This window comes from Floridaenema evergladense BLCC-F167 (genome assembly GCF_041929205.2).
GTDB classification, from domain to species: domain Bacteria; phylum Cyanobacteriota; class Cyanobacteriia; order Cyanobacteriales; family Aerosakkonemataceae; genus Floridanema; species Floridanema evergladense.
The window spans coordinates 1,979,810-1,996,443 of sequence record NZ_CM171625.1; the positions used below are offsets into that span (position 1 = coordinate 1,979,810).

At 38.2% G+C, this 16,634-nt stretch carries 23 protein-coding genes and 2 pseudogenes; 7 read left to right on the forward strand and 18 right to left on the reverse strand.

All coding sequences use genetic code 11. The features are described 5' to 3' along the window. The first annotated feature begins 192 nt into the window (after positions 1–192). Genes ACE1CA_RS09490 through ACE1CA_RS09500 form a run of 3 tightly spaced genes read left to right on the forward strand, consistent with a single transcriptional unit; the run spans position 193 to position 1,727 of the window. Complete coding sequence (locus ACE1CA_RS09490; protein WP_413276642.1) at positions 193–519, forward strand: hypothetical protein; 327 nt, start codon at positions 193–195, stop codon at positions 517–519. A 1-nt stretch (position 520) separates the two neighbouring features. After that, complete coding sequence (locus tag ACE1CA_RS09495; RefSeq protein ID WP_413276643.1) at positions 521–1,231, forward strand: hypothetical protein; 711 nt, start codon at positions 521–523, stop codon at positions 1,229–1,231. A gap of 49 nt (positions 1,232–1,280) precedes the next feature. After that, positions 1,281–1,727: a hypothetical protein gene (locus tag ACE1CA_RS09500; RefSeq protein ID WP_413276644.1), complete on the forward strand. Its 447-nt coding sequence runs from the start codon at positions 1,281–1,283 to the stop codon at positions 1,725–1,727. A gap of 82 nt (positions 1,728–1,809) precedes the next feature. Here the strand turns inward: ACE1CA_RS09500 and ACE1CA_RS09505 are convergent. The 7 genes and pseudogenes from ACE1CA_RS09505 to ACE1CA_RS09535 form a co-directional block, all read right to left on the reverse strand. Next, positions 1,810–3,112, reverse strand: a pseudogene (locus tag ACE1CA_RS09505) (NF041680 family putative transposase). A 472-nt stretch (positions 3,113–3,584) separates the two neighbouring features. After that, the gene (locus ACE1CA_RS09510; RefSeq protein WP_413276299.1) at positions 3,585–3,755 is read right to left on the reverse strand and encodes a hypothetical protein; all 171 of its coding nucleotides are present in this window, start codon (positions 3,753–3,755) and stop codon (positions 3,585–3,587) included. 15 nt (positions 3,756–3,770) lie between these two features. Further along, positions 3,771–3,938 carry a hypothetical protein gene (locus ACE1CA_RS09515; RefSeq protein WP_413276300.1) on the reverse strand — a complete coding sequence of 56 codons (168 nt, stop codon included), beginning with the start codon at positions 3,936–3,938 and terminating at the stop codon, positions 3,771–3,773. Next, complete coding sequence (locus tag ACE1CA_RS09520; RefSeq protein WP_413276301.1) at positions 3,935–4,141, reverse strand: hypothetical protein; 207 nt, start codon at positions 4,139–4,141, stop codon at positions 3,935–3,937. The genes ACE1CA_RS09515 and ACE1CA_RS09520 overlap by 4 nt, the downstream gene beginning before the upstream one ends. A 70-nt stretch (positions 4,142–4,211) precedes the next feature. After that, a complete protein-coding gene (locus tag ACE1CA_RS09525) occupies positions 4,212–4,388 on the reverse strand; it encodes a hypothetical protein (protein ID WP_413276302.1) in 177 nt (58 codons plus the stop codon). After that, on the reverse strand, positions 4,385–4,564 hold the full coding sequence (locus ACE1CA_RS09530; protein WP_413276303.1) for a hypothetical protein: 180 nt from the start codon (positions 4,562–4,564) through the stop codon (positions 4,385–4,387). The genes ACE1CA_RS09525 and ACE1CA_RS09530 overlap by 4 nt, the downstream gene beginning before the upstream one ends. Further along, complete coding sequence (locus ACE1CA_RS09535) at positions 4,561–4,908, reverse strand: hypothetical protein (RefSeq protein WP_413276304.1); 348 nt, start codon at positions 4,906–4,908, stop codon at positions 4,561–4,563. The genes ACE1CA_RS09530 and ACE1CA_RS09535 overlap by 4 nt, the downstream gene beginning before the upstream one ends. 99 nt (positions 4,909–5,007) lie before the next feature. Here ACE1CA_RS09535 and ACE1CA_RS09540 point away from each other — a divergent pair, with 99 nt between their 5' ends. After that, on the forward strand, positions 5,008–6,282 hold the full coding sequence (locus ACE1CA_RS09540; RefSeq protein ID WP_413276305.1) for an FGGY-family carbohydrate kinase: 1,275 nt from the start codon (positions 5,008–5,010) through the stop codon (positions 6,280–6,282). A 45-nt stretch (positions 6,283–6,327) separates the two neighbouring features. On the opposite strand, the gene pcrA is transcribed toward ACE1CA_RS09540, so the two are convergent. The 3 genes from pcrA to ACE1CA_RS09555 all read right to left on the reverse strand — a co-directional run bounded on the left by pcrA (position 6,328) and on the right by ACE1CA_RS09555 (position 11,874). Continuing rightward, positions 6,328–8,688, reverse strand: coding sequence for a DNA helicase PcrA (pcrA, locus tag ACE1CA_RS09545; protein ID WP_413276306.1), 2,361 nt, complete (start codon positions 8,686–8,688; stop codon positions 6,328–6,330). Positions 8,689–8,974: 286 nt separating this feature from the next. Then, a complete protein-coding gene (locus ACE1CA_RS09550; RefSeq protein WP_413276307.1) occupies positions 8,975–9,256 on the reverse strand; it encodes a DUF3288 family protein in 282 nt (93 codons plus the stop codon). Continuing rightward, positions 9,256–11,874, reverse strand: a complete 2,619-nt coding sequence (locus ACE1CA_RS09555; RefSeq protein ID WP_413276308.1) for a tetratricopeptide repeat protein — start codon at positions 11,872–11,874, stop codon at positions 9,256–9,258. The genes ACE1CA_RS09550 and ACE1CA_RS09555 overlap by 1 nt, the downstream gene beginning before the upstream one ends. A 194-nt stretch (positions 11,875–12,068) precedes the next feature. On the opposite strand from ACE1CA_RS09555, the gene rpiA reads away from it, so the two are divergent. Continuing rightward, on the forward strand, positions 12,069–12,782 hold the full coding sequence (gene rpiA / locus ACE1CA_RS09560) for a ribose-5-phosphate isomerase RpiA (RefSeq protein ID WP_413276457.1): 714 nt from the start codon (positions 12,069–12,071) through the stop codon (positions 12,780–12,782). A 45-nt stretch (positions 12,783–12,827) separates the two neighbouring features. Here rpiA and ACE1CA_RS09565 read toward each other — a convergent pair whose 3' ends face one another. The 8 genes and pseudogenes from ACE1CA_RS09565 to ACE1CA_RS09600 form a co-directional block, all read right to left on the reverse strand. Next, positions 12,828–13,580, reverse strand: a complete 753-nt coding sequence (locus tag ACE1CA_RS09565; protein WP_413276309.1) for a Uma2 family endonuclease — start codon at positions 13,578–13,580, stop codon at positions 12,828–12,830. A gap of 97 nt (positions 13,581–13,677) precedes the next feature. Next, positions 13,678–14,025: a DUF5615 family PIN-like protein gene (locus tag ACE1CA_RS09570; protein WP_413276310.1), complete on the reverse strand. Its 348-nt coding sequence runs from the start codon at positions 14,023–14,025 to the stop codon at positions 13,678–13,680. Next, positions 14,022–14,303, reverse strand: coding sequence for a DUF433 domain-containing protein (locus ACE1CA_RS09575; RefSeq protein ID WP_413276311.1), 282 nt, complete (start codon positions 14,301–14,303; stop codon positions 14,022–14,024). The genes ACE1CA_RS09570 and ACE1CA_RS09575 overlap by 4 nt, the downstream gene beginning before the upstream one ends. 2 nt (positions 14,304–14,305) lie before the next feature. Then, positions 14,306–14,482, reverse strand: coding sequence for a DUF433 domain-containing protein (locus ACE1CA_RS09580; protein WP_486517973.1), 177 nt, complete (start codon positions 14,480–14,482; stop codon positions 14,306–14,308). A gap of 57 nt (positions 14,483–14,539) precedes the next feature. Continuing rightward, on the reverse strand, positions 14,540–14,971 hold the full coding sequence (locus tag ACE1CA_RS09585; protein ID WP_413276312.1) for a PIN domain-containing protein: 432 nt from the start codon (positions 14,969–14,971) through the stop codon (positions 14,540–14,542). Continuing rightward, positions 14,968–15,222, reverse strand: a complete 255-nt coding sequence (locus tag ACE1CA_RS09590) for a DUF6364 family protein (protein ID WP_413276313.1) — start codon at positions 15,220–15,222, stop codon at positions 14,968–14,970. Before ACE1CA_RS09590 ends, ACE1CA_RS09585 begins: the two co-directional genes overlap by 4 nt. 229 nt (positions 15,223–15,451) lie before the next feature. Further along, positions 15,452–15,646: pseudogene (locus ACE1CA_RS09595) on the reverse strand (type II toxin-antitoxin system HicA family toxin); the annotation flags it as partial. Beyond that, positions 15,643–15,846: a type II toxin-antitoxin system HicB family antitoxin gene (locus ACE1CA_RS09600; RefSeq protein ID WP_413276315.1), complete on the reverse strand. Its 204-nt coding sequence runs from the start codon at positions 15,844–15,846 to the stop codon at positions 15,643–15,645. The gene ACE1CA_RS09600 and the pseudogene ACE1CA_RS09595, both read right to left, overlap by 4 nt. Before the next feature lie 128 nt (positions 15,847–15,974). On the opposite strand from ACE1CA_RS09600, the gene ACE1CA_RS09605 reads away from it, so the two are divergent. Both ACE1CA_RS09605 and ACE1CA_RS09610 read left to right on the forward strand, forming a co-directional pair. Continuing rightward, on the forward strand, positions 15,975–16,163 hold the full coding sequence (locus tag ACE1CA_RS09605) for a hypothetical protein (RefSeq protein ID WP_413276316.1): 189 nt from the start codon (positions 15,975–15,977) through the stop codon (positions 16,161–16,163). Beyond that, positions 16,160–16,447, forward strand: coding sequence for a type II toxin-antitoxin system RelE/ParE family toxin (locus tag ACE1CA_RS09610; protein WP_413276317.1), 288 nt, complete (start codon positions 16,160–16,162; stop codon positions 16,445–16,447). The genes ACE1CA_RS09605 and ACE1CA_RS09610 overlap by 4 nt, the downstream gene beginning before the upstream one ends. The last annotated feature ends 187 nt before the right edge of the window (positions 16,448–16,634 follow it).

The window sequence follows — 16,634 nt, forward strand, 5'->3', positions numbered from 1 at the left end:
ATCGCACTGTTCACCATAGTATAAATGCGATCAATTTTTCAGTTGGGATTGGGTTGGTGATTGAGCCTAGAATTTATATATTAATATCCCTGTATCCTTGTAAAAAATCCTGTTGTACTGGTAAGGAAAGGTGATGAAAGTGATTCTTTCAATAGTAGGATGGCAAAATACTTAGAAAAATTATGATACACCGTGCCTAACCCACGCATAACTGAAGAGTTACTGAGTCGGATAGAACAACATCTTGATGCTATACTCGAACAACAAGACCTCCCACTGCTATTTCAAGCTGGTGAAAGAGCGATGTTAGCGCGATTGCGAACCGGAAATATCACCAGACAAGATATAGAGTTTTATCTCCACGAACTTATAGAATCAAGTATATTTCGGCGCACAGGCGACTTGAAAAAAGCCCACAAACGCGCTCTAAAATTGAGAGGAGTGACAGAGCGAGATTTATTCCATCCCGATGTCATCCGTCAATATCCAGAAATATTTCCCTATCACTGGAGAGAGTAAAATGACTTTTGTTCACGTCAGGCTGACCCAAGAAAAGCAAGATGATTTGATCGTAGAATATCTTGTTGAGTCTTTTGACTTCAACCAGCAGAAGGAATGGGAAAAAATTGGAAAAATATTGATTAACAAGCAAACAAAAAGTTACGAATTTGAACCATCAGATATATGGAATGCTCATAAAATTATTCCGCCTTCAATCTTTGATATTGAAGAACCGACTAGAGAAAAAATTATTAAATCACAATATAATGATTATGGTTGGGGTGCTTGGTCGATGCTAATACACCATTGGGCAAGCTCGTTTATTAAGCGTGGCTCATTCCCTCAACATCATCCCTCATCGTTATTTGCAAATCAGTTGGAGCCTAACCAAGAAAGCGATATACATCTAGGGGTATCTAAGCAAAATTCCCAAGAAAAAATGCAGCATAATAAATCTCCAAAACAAAGAAAACCCAGCAATAGAATAACTGATATTGGAGACGAAAAACTTACGGGCAATGCACTACTTCAAAAAGTTAAGAAACTCTCAGGCTTAACCCAGAGACAGAAAGCGAAGCACTGTGGATACTATACAATTAGAAAACATGGTAAGACTTATGTCAAACTCACAAATTCTCGTAACCTCACAGATTTTCGTAATGCTGTATTGGCGGCTAAAAGTATGGCATTGAATCCAGAAGAAACGAAAGAAGTAGAGACGAGGGATTAGGTACGAATGCAATCTTTCTGGACGACAAAATCAACATCTCAAATTAAATATGACAGGAAATCGTTTAGAATTGCTCGATCGCGATTTATCTACACTTCTCGAAAAAGCCTCTGTTTCCCAACAAAGAAATGCGGCTTTAATTGCCAGCCAATTTGCAATTGAACGCACTAACTTAAACGATCCAATTGTTTCCCAAGCATTAAAAGCAATAGAAATTGGCAATTTCTGTGACGAATCTTTAAGGGAAAAAATCGAAGCTTTGGTTAACCAACTGGATGAAATTCAATGGGATTTACAAGAAAAGATGGATGCAGGTGAGGCAGAGTTATCAACCTATTTAACGGCTTTTCAACAAGCAAGATCGGCTAACTCTCTATATTTTGCCTTAGATGCCGATGCCTTCAATGCAGCAACAGAATCTATTTATGAAGCTGATGCAGCTACCGATGATTTAGCACTGGAGTTTAGACTATCGCACCGAAGGTGCGATGTCTAAACGGAGAATACCAAGCGAAATCACTCAGTAGTTAGCTGAGTCAAAAGAACTTGATTAAATTAGGAATTCCGAGTCGAAAAAATTAAGTTTTTGTCTTTTTCTTAGTTCGAGAAAAGGCTTTTTTAACTATAGGATAACGAGTCCGAAGCACCCTTTGTTGTCCTGGTTGCCAACCGGGAGACTTTCCCCGGAGTTTAGGAGAACTAGTAGGTGTACCAATCGCCGCTAAAACTCCAGGCATGGCTTGAGCAACACGACCGGGAGTTAACTCAGTCAATCTTTTTTGCCAAGGTAAGGGTCGATCTTGAACAATTTCACGCGCCAGCCAAAGTTCCCAAGTAATAATTGGCATCAAATCGCTCCATCGTTCACATTGTTTGGGTGTACTTAACTTTGGTAAAGTCCAATGAAGACGTTGTTTTGCCAGACGATACCAATGGTCAACACCAAAACGTCGCAAATATAACTGCCAAATTTCATCCAAGGGCGGCATTTCTTGGCCAATCCAAATCAACCATAAAGGTGCTCGCATTTTAGAAGAGTACAATTGGTCAATCCGCTCGACGCGAATCAGCTGCATTGGTTGATGTGGAGCAGTTTGAAAATGCAGGTTACTCCATAAACTAATTCTTAATTGTCCTAATTGAGGATGTTCTAATTCTTGAGTTTCAATTGCTGCTGTCCAAGTCGTCGAATCATTGAGCTTAAACTTGCTTCCATGTAAACGAGGTCGGCCCTTACCAGAATAAGCTGGTGGTGCAGTCCATAAACATAAATTAGAACGAAGTCGAATTAATTTATCAGCCGGAATATTGGCACTCTTCAGTATAAAGGGAGCGCATCCATATTCACTATCCCATAGTGAAATCGGTCGTTGTGGTAAATATTTACAAACTTGTTTGAGTTGCCATACTGCTTTATCAATGGGACAATCCCTGCCTGGTAATTCGTTCATGTCTTAATGGTAATGCCCAACTACCTTCGGCCTCTGGTATCCAAGCAATGGTACTGTACCCCTGACCAATTGTAATCGGTCGATTTCCATAAACGTTATTTGCTTGATGCTCAATCGTTCTTTCTTGGAGTGTTTTTGCATCTGGTCGTGACCAACTGGTGTGGTCGCCTGCCAGTATCGGACGTACATCTGTGGGCATTTGTTGGATATAAAGTCGCATCAATTTATTACGTTGCGGTCTACAATCCTGTAGAGCTTCATAAATACTTGACCAACTGCGTCGAAACACTGGTGATAATGATAAATCCGCCAAACAGTAGGCATGGCGTGTCAGTAGTATGGCATCGGTTAACTCAAATGTGGCATCTTTGGCTTTGGTGAGATGTTGATAAGCTGCTTGACGAAAAGCTTTTAGTTTGTCAGTTTTGATCATTAAGGTAGACGCAAAAGTTGGTGGTACAACTTTTAGCTTCTACCACGATTGGAGTACAAATTTAATTAATACATTTGTACTCCATTTTTTAGCCCCTTTTTATTTTCCTCTATTCGCCACAAGAGAAGTCCGTTTTTCTTTTCTAAAGTTTAGACATCGCACCTTCGGTGCGATAGTCTAAACTCCAGTTAGCAGCTTTGAAACAAAAAGTTTTGCAAGTATTTAAACAGCAAAGCGATTCTGGAGAAGTGATTATTGAAACTCCAGTAGTAAGCTGTTCCGCATTTAAATTGGATTGTTTGGAAACAGAAAAAAATTCGTCTAATTCTCTCCCCTGCCCCCCTGCTCCCCTGCAATCTTAATAAGTGATTTAAATGCGTGACAGCTTATGACTAATGCTAAAGGAAATTTGAGGAGCGATCGCACTTTTCACCATAATATAAATGCGATCTACCTTTTCCAAACTCTCTCAAAGTTCCTGCTTCTGTGCAGCCTCCGCGCGTTTAGCTTCCGCCCACAGTCGCCACTTTTCTGCATGAGCAGTTATCGACTCGCACATTTCCCTTGCTTTTTGTTCCGCTTCTTTAGCAAGTTCCAGTATTTCTAGAAGTTGCTTTTCATCTAGTTCTTTTTGTGTCATTTTCCCCAAACTCTTTCAAACTTCAAGCTTTTGTGCAGTATCCGGGTTAGCTTCCGCCCTTAGTCGCCACTTTTTTGTATTAGCCGTTGATATTTCACACATTTCTTTAGCTTTCTGTTCAAAAGTTTTAACCATTTCCAGAATTTCTAACAGTTCTTTATCATCAGATTTTGATTCTGTCATTGTAACTTCTCCAACCTAGCTTTAATCCCTTTTACCATTATTTTACTTTCCAACACTCGACCTAGTTCTATTGCTAAATCTTCTCCTGCTTCCTGAATTTGCTCATTTGTAGCCACCTTTGTTGAGAGATCTTCAATACGAGATTCAATTTGCCTTCTTTGGGTAGCCACAAAAAATAAAGCGGTATTAAAAGAAGCAAACATTTGGATAAGTAAGAAATTGTTGGAAAAACGCTCCAGCCTGACTCTGACTAAGTTAAGCCCCTCTGTTGTCTCAAATTTGCTGTTTTTGTGTAGCCGCCCGTTTAGCTTCCGCCTTCAATCGCCACTTTTCTGTTGCTTTTGCTGATTCCTCAATAAACACTTCAAGTTTTTGTTCCCCAACAGTCACAATTTCTTGAATTTCTTCTAGGATAGCCAGTTGTTTTTCCATCAGTTCTTGTTGTGTCATTTCACCTGTTTTTCTTTCTGTTTCCTAGCCATTCCCTCTTCATACCAGCGCTGGTATTTCTCAGCCATTGCTGTTGCCATCTCACTTGCCTCTTTCATTTTCTGCTCTCCTATTTTGGCAAGTTCCAAAATTTCCAGTAATTTCTCTTCTTTTTCAGCTGGCATTTGTTCTGTCATTCCCAATTCTCCAATTGATTTTTAGCCCTATTGACAATTATTTTACCTTCCAACACTCGACCTAGCAATTCTGATAAATCTTCGCCAATCTCCTGAATTTGCTCATTTGTAACAGTATCGGTTGCTAAAATAAGTCTACTGTAATCGCTCCGTCTTCTTACAATTTCTCCAAATAACACATAATTATTCAAAGTCGCAAATATTTGAATCAGCACAGTGTTATCAGGATAAAGTCCGAGTTTTAATCTTGCCCGGTTCAGTCCCTCTGTTGCTTCCCGCTCAATTATATTTAGCTCTTGGTCTAACCGCTCAATAAGTGCGTTAAGTTCTGATGGAATTGTCATAATTATTAAATTTTATCATGTAGGAAAATAGCGATCGCACTTTTCACCATAATATAAATGCGAACGCTGCTCTGATCTAGATAAATCAAAGAGTTTTTCATGAATCTCTACCTTGGCATTGATTTCGGCACTTCTGGCGCACGGGCAATAGTAATAGATTCAGCAGGAACTATTCAAGCTGAATCACAATATTCCTTTGCTGATTCAACTGATAATTTAACAGCAGTTTGGCGACAAGCTTTGTTTTCTTTAATTGCGGAAATACCGGAAGAAATTAGAGGGGGAATTTGTGCGATCGCCATTAACGGAACATCTTCTACAGTTTTGTTGTGCGATCAAACTGGCAACCCCATTGATTCACCAATTTTATACAACGATTCCAGAGGCGTAAAACTAATAGATAAACTCAAAGAAATTGCACCACCGAATCATACAGTAATCAGTGCAACTTCCTCATTAGCAAAACTCTTATGGTGGCAAGATCTTATCCCCCCCTTAGTAAGGGGGGCTAGGGGGGATCTTTTCTTTTTACATCAAGCAGATTGGTTAGCTTTCTTATTACATGGACAATTGGGAATTAGCGATTATCACAATGCTTTGAAACTGGGTTATGATGTAGAAAAACTTTGCTATCCTGAATGGATTGAAAATTTAGAAATACCCTTTCAATTACCGAAAGTTCTTACTCCCGGAACAGCTATTGCTGAAATAACATCGGAAATAGCTGCAAATTTGAAATTAAGAAAAGATTGTGTTGTCTGTGCAGGTACAACTGATAGTATTGCAGCTTTTCTGGCTAGTGGTGCAAAATCTCCGGGAGAAGCTAGTACATCTTTGGGTTCTACTTTAGTGATTAAACTGTTGAGTAGCAGTCGCGTTGATGATGCAAAATATGGAATTTATAGTCATAGATTGGGAGATTTGTGGTTAGTTGGTGGCGCTTCTAATACGGGAGGTGCGGTGTTAAAAAGTTTCTTTTCTGATGCGGAATTAGAAAGTTTGAGTTCGCAAATTGATGCGGAAAAGCCAAGTAATCTTGATTATTATCCTTTGTTAAAGGCTGGCGATCGCTTTCCCATTAACGACCCTAATTTACCACCAAAATTAGAACCACGTCCAGAAAATCCTGTTGAGTTTTTGCATGGTTTGTTAGAAAGTATTGCTCGAATTGAAGCGAGGGGGTATGAATTATTAAAGCAGTTGGGTGCAACTCCTTTAACTTGTGTTTATACTGCTGGTGGGGGTGCAAAAAATTCAATTTGGACGAAGATTCGAGAAGGTTATTTACAAGTTCCAATTCTAAAACCAACGCACACTCAAGCGGCTTATGGTTCAGCAATTTTAGCAATGCAAGGTATGAATGAAAAATTATAGAATGGGGAAACCCCATCCTATCTTAGTTGCTACAAAACGTACTTTTTATTGAACTTTTTGTAGGGGAGCAATTTTTGGATCGAGGATTTTTTGTCCAACGCTGGGGAATTTGACAGCAATACAAAGTTTATTTCCTGAACCAAAAACGTGGCTAATTTCTCCTACTCCAAAAGTTTGATGAACTACACGATCGCCTTTTTTCCAATTTTGTCCTGGAGTTGCAGGAGTGCGATCGCTCTTTTCTTGAGGTTTCTCTATTTGAGATTTGGTAGTTAAATTTTTGCGATCGCTGCGAACACCTACGTCTATTTTACTGCTCAACAATTCCTTGGGTAATTCTTTCAAAAACTGCGAATTAATTGCTGGTGCGCGTTCACCCCACAACCGTCTTTCTCTAGCATAAGAAAGATACAATCTTTCCTGTGCGCGAGTAATGCCAACATAACACAAACGTCGTTCTTCTTCCAATCCTTCTGGATCGTCTAAACTGCGAGTGTGAGGTAATAACCCTTGTTCCATTCCGACTAAAAATACTACAGGAAATTCCAAACCTTTCGCAGAGTGTAATGTCATTAAAGAAACTGCTTTTTCTCCCTCTTCCAAATTATCTAAATCTGAAGATAAAGAAGCATTTTCTAAAAAATTACCTAAACTTGGTTCATCATTTTCTTCTTCAAATTGTTTGACGGCGTTTAACAATTCAAAGACGTTTTGTAAGCGATCTTGTGCTTCATCTGTTCCCTGTTTTTTCAAATCATCAATATAACCGGAATCTTCCATAATTCCTTGGACAATTTGCGAAGCTGGTAAAACTTCTAGTTGCATTTGCCATTTTTGAATTAATTGGCAAAAACTATTAATTGATTTCGCCGCACGTCCAGCTAAGTTATTTACTGATACTTCATCGCTGATAATTTCCCACAAAGGTATGGTTAATTCTCTAGCAGCAGTTACCAAATTATCTATTGTAGTTTTGCCAATTCCGCGACGGGGAGTGTTAATTATTCTCAACAAACTGACAGTATCATTGGGGTTAACAATTAAGCGCAAATATGCCAAAGCGTCTTTAATTTCTTTGCGATCGTAAAACTTTAACCCCCCTACCATTGTGTAGGGAATTCCCGATCGCAGCAAAGCATCTTCAAAAGGACGAGATTGAGCATTTGTCCGGTAAAGAATCGCAAAATCACCTAAATTAAACCCGTTATCTTGGCGTGATAACTGACGAATTTGTTGTAAGACAAAATCAGCTTCATCAAGTTCATTGTCTGCACGATGCAGGAAAATTGGCTCTCCTTCACCACGAGTCGCACGCAATATTTTATCAATGCGTTGAGTGTTATTTTCAATTAATTGATTTGCCGCTTGTAAGATGTTTTCTCTAGAGCGATAGTTCTCCTCTAATTTCACCATTGACTTAGTTTTCTCATCGGGTAAACCATCGCCAAAATCCTCTTGAAATTCCAGCAAAATCCGAAAATCTGCCATGCGAAAAGAGTAAATTGCTTGGTCTACATCTCCGACTACAAAGACCGATCGACTTTCCCAATTATCAAATTTTTTCGGATTTTCTCCGTTAGTAACTAACAATCGAATTAGCTCATATTGAATCCGATTAGTGTCCTGATATTCATCAACCAAAATATGTTGAAATCTGCGATGCCAATAACCTAAAACTGATTCGTTTTGCTGGAATAGTCGCACCGGAACTAAAATTAAATCGTCAAAATCTAAAGCATTATTTTCGGCTAAAGCATCCTGATAACGACTGTAAACATCGGCAATTACTCTACCCCGAAAATTGGGTTGTTCTTTTTCAAATTCTTGGGGAGATAAACCTAGATTTTTCGCATTACTAATGGCGTAACGAACCGAACTTGGATCGAATTTTTTATCATCTAGGTTAAGTTGTTTAGTAACAATTTCTTTAACTAAACTTTTGGTATCAGATTCATCAAATATAGAAAAGTTGCGATTCCATTTACGACCTTTTGGGTCTTGATATTTCTCGATATCGTATCTCAAAATGCGAGCGCAAAGACTGTGAAAAGTACCCACCCAAAGAGGTTTAATGTATTGTTTGTAAATGCGCGATCGCCAATTTGTCTGTTCTTCTGGTGACAAAGAGGCAAAAGTTTTACCAGTAGTTTTTTGAGCTATTTGCTCCGCAAATAATTTTTCAATCCGTTCCTTCATTTCCCGCGCCGCCTTATTAGTAAAAGTGACAGCGAGGATATTTTCAGGGTCTATTCTATGCTTAAGGATGAGGTTGGCAATGCGATAAGTCAAAGCTCTTGTTTTACCGGAACCTGCGCCAGCAACAACCAACAGAGAACCGCAATGATGTTCAACGGCGCGACGTTGACTAGGGTTAAGATGGCTAAGAAAATCAGAAATTGTCGTCATAATTGCTTTGTAGGAGCGAAGCATTAGAGCAAAAATTTACATTTTAGGTGATAATACTGCGATCGCAATACTTCACCCCTACCCTTAATTAAAATCGCAGAATATGCTTTTTAATAGTACGTCATTTTTCAGGCGACTGCTCAACAGGAATTTCTATAACAGCTACATATTCTTCAAAGCTTAGTAGTTTGCGTGGAGTATAAGTCATTTTTTGAACCACAGAGACGCAGAGGACACAGAGAGAAGAAGGAGTTCAAAACCTAAATAGGATTGCTATATTTTTCAACTAAGCCCAATCTTCGCTATCATTATCACGAATTTTATAAACCAAACCTTTAGCGTGAATTTGCCGAGTAGTTGCAAAAAGTTGTTCTTCATCCATTTGCCATTTTTGCAAAACTTTTTCTAAGTCGCTTTGAATATCTTTCGCGCCGGGAAAACCTCGATAGCGAATTTTTAGACGGGCTAATTCAGCCATGTTGTAATCAGTTGGATCGTTTTGTAATAAGCGATCGACAATTTCGCGATCGCCCTTATATAATGGATGTTGTTGTTCTTGATTTTTCATCACTCATTTCCCAACTTTTTAACCAAAAGTTGCTCAAAAATCTTATACATATCTTGAGCAAACTTTTGTGGATTCCACAAAGGAGAGAGAGTTTCTACTTGTTTAGATTGTACCAATTTTTCTTTAATTGATTGCCGCAATTCTCGTTCTTTTCCTAACTTAATTCCCTGTTCAATATACTCCTCCCAACTATTTGTAATACATTCATCTAAAGAGAGAGTTTTCAAGAAAGAGTAACCCATTCTTGAAAGATAAGTTTCGCCGCTTTTGGTAATTACTGGTAAATTAAACCACAGTGCTTCTAAGTTGTGAGTTCCGCCATTGTAGGGATAAGAATCAAGCATAATATCTGCTACTTGATACACCTGGCGATGTTCTTCTTCGCTGGCACTACGAGACATAAATTTAATGCGTTGAAAACCTACTCCTTGCGCTTGACATTCTGCTTTATAAGCTGATTCAATTACCTTCATATCGCCCGTGTGCCCTTTGTACATCAAAATGCTGTCTGGTACTTGTTTGAGAATTTTTACTTGGGCGTGAATTTGTTCTGGGTTCAATTTATAACCAGGTGCAACACACAAATAAATTACCTGATCTTCGGCAATTCTTTGGGCTTTTCTTGCTGCTTTTCTATCAATTGGTACTGATTTAAAACCACCAACAGCAACGAAAGAATCTGGCATTCTCATTAACTGTTCGCGGTTGTATTTTTCTCTCCCTTCTGGGTGAGTATTCCAGTCACAAAGAAAGTAATTATTTTCTTTAGTAAATGGCGCTTCAAAACCTAACCAAGACAGACAAACTGACGCAGGTTGATGATAAATAACTTCTACTTGAGTGGGAACTGTGGAAGAATCTAATTCAATCAAGATATCTAATTCATCTTGGGCGATATCTTGAACAATTTGATTAATGTCAAATTCGCCGTTTTCTTTAGCTTTTGGGCGATAAAACTTTGCAGCGGCACTTTCAAAAATTTTGGTGCGATCGTCTGGTTGGCGATCGCCCATAAAATACAAATACAAGTTAGGCGTTAATTTCCCTAACTCTGTGATGATATCTGCACTACACCAACCAACAGAATGTCTAGCAAAATGAGAACACATTACCCCAACTTTTAGATTGCTTGTTGGCAGTTTTTTCGGCTGAATTTTGTTGATTTTAATTTCTTTAGTTTCAATAATTTGCTCCGCATACTTTTTCCCAACTTCCTGATAAAGTCGGGTATTTGCTGCTAAATCATCCCGTAAATAATGGAGATTGAACAATACATGACTATAAACGATGCTTAACTCTGTATTATTAATTTTTCCTAGATTATTGTAAATTTCTGGTTCAATTTCCAGAAACTTTTCTTTAGCTATTTGAGCTAATCCTGATTTGATATAAGTTCCAATAAATGTAGATGTAGCTATTAAACGATTGCTATCTTTACTTCTCTCTAAATACATCTCTGACGCTTGTCTTAAAGAACCAAAATCCGAAGCTCTGACTGGACTACTGATTAATTGTGCTAAATAAAGATGGGCAAGTTCTAAATCTGAATTAACTTCTAACGCCTTTAAAAGACTGTTAATTGCTATGTTGAATAATTCTCCACTAATTTCCCCATCTTTTCTAGTTTTGCGGTATACGATCGCCCCGATATTACTGTAAGCTTCACCTAAATTTGGATCTAATTCAACCGCTTTTTGCAATTCTTTAATTGCTTCGGTAAATTTATCCTGATGAGCTAAAGCAGTCCCCAAATTAAAATGATATTCAGCCGAATCAGGTTTAAGATTTACTGCTTTTTGATAGTTAGCTATTCCCGCTTCTATCTGTTTCTCTTCTACCAAAATACCGCCTAAGTTGTTGTATGCTTCAGCATCATTTGCTCTTAACTTAATTACTTTTTGTAACTCCTCTTTTGCTGCATCCAATTTGCCAATTTTTCGCAAAGAAACTCCTAAATTGAGATGTGCCAAATGGTAATTTGGTTGTAATTCAATGGCTTTTTGATAATAGTTAATCGCTTCCTCAAAATTACCTAATTTGCCGATCGCAGTTCCCAAATCATTTAAAGTTTCCGCATTTACCAATTTAGGTTCTATCAAAAACGCTTGCTTCCGATACTCAACCACCTTCTCCAAGTTGTCTAATTGCAAATAAATATTCGCTAAATTCCAATAAGCTGCACCGATATTCGGGTTAATAGCGATCGATTTTTCTAAACTAATAATTGCTTCTTCATTACGTCCTAACTTAGAAAGTATACTGCCTTGATTGATATAAGCTTCGGCATATTCATGATTTAATTCTAACGCTTTGGTGTAAGCATCCAATGCCGCTTCGATGTTGCCCTGTGCTTGCAAAATATTACCTAAAATTTTGTAATTCGGGGCGAAATCTGGTTGTAGTTCGATTGCTTTATTGCAAGATGCGATCGCCTCTCCTAACTTCCTTTGCCAAAAATAAATTTCAGCTAACTGGTAATGTACCTCTGCATAGTCTGGTTGCAGTTGCAAAGCTTTTTGATAGCTGGCAATAGCTTCATCGAATCTTTTTTCTGATTTCAGTTGATTGCCAGTATTGCAGAAATTTTCAGCTGTGGGAGAGTTTACTTGCGATTGCATCTGATGGAAATAGTTAGTAATGACTGAGGATGAGCGACTGGGAATTTAACTTTGTGGGATGAAACACTTAGAGAAATTCCCATTCCCTAGTAAAGTTAACACTAAACAGTCAATTATCATTTGTCAATTGTCTATGGATTTTTTCCAGATAACTAATGACCGATGACCAAGGACTTATTACAGGAGTTTACCGCATGAGTGAGATGGACGCTACTAAAATGATGAAACAAATGGTCGGCAAAGCAGCAGCCGATCGCGTAAAATCAGGTTCTATAGTCGGTTTGGGAACTGGCTCAACAGCCGCTTTCATGATTGAATATTTGGGAGAACGCCTAAAATCCGGCGAACTCACAGATATCGTTGGCATTACCACCTCATTTCAGGGAGATGTGTTAGCGAGACAATACGGCATCCCCTTGACAACGCTAGATGCCGTTGACCATATTGATATTGCCATTGATGGTGCCGATGAGGTTGACCCGAATTTAAACTTAATTAAAGGCGGTGGTGCAGCCCATACCCGTGAGAAAATTGTTGATGCTTTAGCAGATCAGTTTATCGTAGTTGTGGACAGTTCCAAGTTGGTAGATAAACTTGGTTCGACATTTTTGTTACCAGTAGAAGTAATTCCGATGGCATACGCGCCTGTGATGCGTGCGATCGAAAAACTCGGCGGTAAACCACAATTAAGAATGGGAGTAAAAAAAGCAGGCCCAGTAGTTACCGATCAAGGAAATTTCGTAGTTGATGTCAAATTTGACTCAATAGATAATCCGGCAGAATTAGAAAAAACCCTGAACAATATTCCCGGTGTTTTAGAAAATGGTTTGTTCGTAAACGTCACCGATTTAGTATTAGTTGGTGAAGTAAAAGACGGACAACCATCAGTTCGAGAAATTAGCAAATAAAATGAAAAGAGAAACCCGATTTCTCATAAAACCGGGTTTCTCAAATTAATCATCTATTTCAATTCCCGCTTCTCTCAACTTAGCTGCCAATCTTTCAGCACGTTGACGTTCTTTTTCAGCACGTTGGCGTTCTTGTTCAGTGCGTTGACGTTCTTGTTCTACTAACTCGAAACCCCATAATAATAGGTTTTCATTTTCATCCCACCAACGCAACCAAAATCCGGTGCGGTTTTCTCTAGTTCCTTGCCAAATTCCTAAAAATAAATTCATTTCTGCTATCCAAAAACGATTATTTGGATCGGGTTCTCGCAGTTTATAACGTCCGGTATCATCGAGTTGATAAACTTCTAAAACTCCGTTAGCTGGATGGAAGATTGCATAGTTAGGAACGCGCAAAACTTGTTCGTAGAAAAACCATTTACCTGGCGGATATGTTGGTTTGGTCGAATATTCTGTACCATCTGTATCAGAGATAAATTCCATGACAATTGCCGGAATATCGCCTTCCAGTCGAGGGGTGTAACTGCGATCGACCTCTTCTCGCGTGACACTAATAGCTGGAACATAGCCCCAATCTGGCGCTTTAACGACAATTTTACCGTTAACTGTAGCACAGATTCCATAGTTGGTAAATGTGATGGCATTGGCAGGTATTCTCCCAGCTAATTGTAAACTTTCTGTGAGAGCAGCTGCGATCGCTGGTTGATTAATATTATCCACTGGATCATCATCTAATTTAAAATCGTCGGGAAGTTTTTCCCAGGTTATTTCAAAAGGAGCGATACTGGTTGCTAACATGGTTTTTTCCTGCGAATTACACCGTAGCAGATCATTTATTTTCCATTTTAGAGTATTGATGGGATGGCTTATTTTAGATCAAAATTTACCTGGCAAATTAAATATATCTAACTTGATTTTTCATCTCATCTGCTGTGAACTGATTCAAAAGCATAAGCAATCTTTTTAAAATTTCTTGGGGTGAACGACGAACAGCGAAGATAATCCCGTAATGTTCTTGGTTTGCCGCAAAGTAAACTTGTGCCAAAGCTTCAAAATCTACCCGATTATGAGTCAAAATAGCCATTTTTTGACTGAGGGCATAGGCGAGTTGTTGTGCATCTGTTTTACCCAATTGATTTGCTTCTTGAGCAGTGGTAGCCTCAAACCCTCTCCCCCTCAGCAAATCTGCTAATAAAACATTAACATCCTCATCTAAATAGAGGCTGATAAAAATTTGACTCATAAATCTCGAACTAATGGATCAATTAATTCGTCGGGAATTCGATTGTGCTCAATATAGCTGTTAATCTCATCTTGATGATCTAAATAATAACTTAAAGCATCAAAAACTTGCGCTAAAGTTAAATGTGGTAAAGCTTGCGGTATTTCTTCAGGTGCAACACCTAACCGCCAGTTTTCCACAATAGCTCTTACGGGTGTGCGAGTACCACGAATAATCGGTTCACCACTCAGAATTTGCTCATTTCTAACTATATAGAAATGTTCTGTTGCTTGCATCATGATTAAATTACAATTTGCTCGAATATCCCAATTGTAATGTTTTTGCAGACTGCAAACAACAAACAAGCTTGAATATCTTCAGTTTCCAAATCAGGAAAATCTGCTAAAATTTCTTCTTTGCTGACATTATCAGCCAACATTTCTAAAATATCACTAACTCGAATTCGCATTCCTCGAATACAAGGTCTACCGCCGCATGGTTAAATATTCTGGGTGTAATTCGATCGTCATTCTATTCATCCTCCATCCTCTGAAACTGATATAATATTAGAAAAGACTTCTGGTAGCATTGCGGGGATACTTCCTAATCGAAAATCTTTAATATTGCGAGTAACGATATAATCTACTCCTACACCCGCCGCCGCTGCATAAGTGACCCCATCTTCAAAATCCTTAAAGCCACTGGAAAAAGCATAGCGAATTACTGCATCTGTTACGCTAGCAGTTACCATTTTAGACATCAAATTCATCAGCACTTCTCGACTTTTCTCGTTTCCCAAATGTCTTCTCAGTAAATAGAAGATATTGGTAATACTATGTCCGGCAATATATCCTTCTACTTTACCTTGTCCAACGGCATCAAGTGCTAAAGCCGAAGCTGCGAAGAAAGGCTGTCTTTCTAATAAAACATCAAGCACGACATCGCTATCAAATAACACTCGTTTCACTGATATTTTTCCTCTAGATAGTCGATATACTCCTCGCGTAAAGCTTCATCATTTGGGATTTCTCCAGTTGATTTAATCACTCCCACTAAGCTTTGAGTCCATGTACTCAATTGCAAAGGTCGATCTGGTTCTGGTAGATGTTCAAAAAATTCTGCTACCGCTTCAGAAAGGGAAACATTACGCGATTTTGCCCAGTTTTTTGCTTTGGCAATTAAGGTTTCATCTAGGCGTAAGGTGAGTTTTGTTTGCATAGAAAAATATTTGACGTATACTTTATATATTATAGTACGTCATAAATAGATTGTTGTCTAAGTTTTTAGTTGTTGCAACCTGTTTCTTGGAGAATTTCATCTAAAGTACCTATATCATTGTGTAAAGGGGATATTTCATAGATAAAACCTATTAAGTTTTAGGATGGGATTCATTATCCATATCGTCAGCCGTAAATTGTTCAGACATACTATTTTCTTGATTAGTATTTTCCAACAATCCAGCCATTTTCAGTAAGTGTTTTAGTAAACCAATTTTTAAATCTTTATTACCGTGAATTGGCACAGAGATTCGCACTGTATTACCTGGTTTACCGTAGATGTGGTGACTGCCTTGAACTCGTAATAATATCCAGCCGTTTTTCTCTAACAGCTTCGCCAACTGTTTGCCAGACATAGAGTTCATATAGCAATCTCCATAATTCTGTCTTTATCAGTTATATCAATTGATTCAACATCGACAGATAGACAACCTTCAATGGCTTCGTAGAGATTTTGCAGCAATTCCTCAAAAGTTTCGCCTTGAGTCGCGCAACCAGGTATAGAGGGGACTTCAGCCCAATATCCGCCTTCTTCTGCTTCGTGAATGATGACTTTAATTTTCATCGGTTTATTATCTTATGATTAATTTTTTGCGATCTCATTTATTATATAGAATTAATTGCAACCATTATAGCCCATTAATCTTACTTGTGTTATACTTAGCAAGTAAAATTTCTGTTGCGTTTATACTTATGGAAATTGTAAACGTTAAAGAAGAAGCTCGTCGTTTGATTGACAAATTACCAGAAAATTGCACTTGGGATGACTTAATTTATGCAATTTATATTAGGCAAGGTGTAGAAGCTGGTCTTGCTGATGTTAAAGCTGGTAGAATAAGAACGGTGGAGGAAGTGCGGAGAAAAGTTGGATTATCAACGTGAATATTTATTGGACAGATAACGCAATAGAAGACCTTTTAGTAATTCGGGAATACATTGCTCAAAACTCACCTGAATCTGCTGATAGAATAATCGATAATTTGACTAATCGTTCGGAACAGATTGCTGCTTTTCCTTTTTCTGGTCGCATTGTGCCAGAATATGAAGATGAGCAAATTCGCGAAGTAATTGAAGGCTCATATCGGATTATTTATTATGTAGAATCAGAACAAGTTAGCGTAATTGCAGTTAGACACGGTTCGCGACCAATTACACTACCGGAATAATCAAGTATTATTTAGTTATTTCATCTTCAATTAGGAAATATTTTAATACAGAGTTAATGGCAACCATCTTAGTCCGCCTGCGATTCAAATCGCTTTTCTTATAGCGGAAGTCTGTTAAAACGGAGTGAAATTTTTGTTTAAGTTTTTAGTCGGTTTTAACCGAGTTTTGCTATTAGCCCAGAAATTG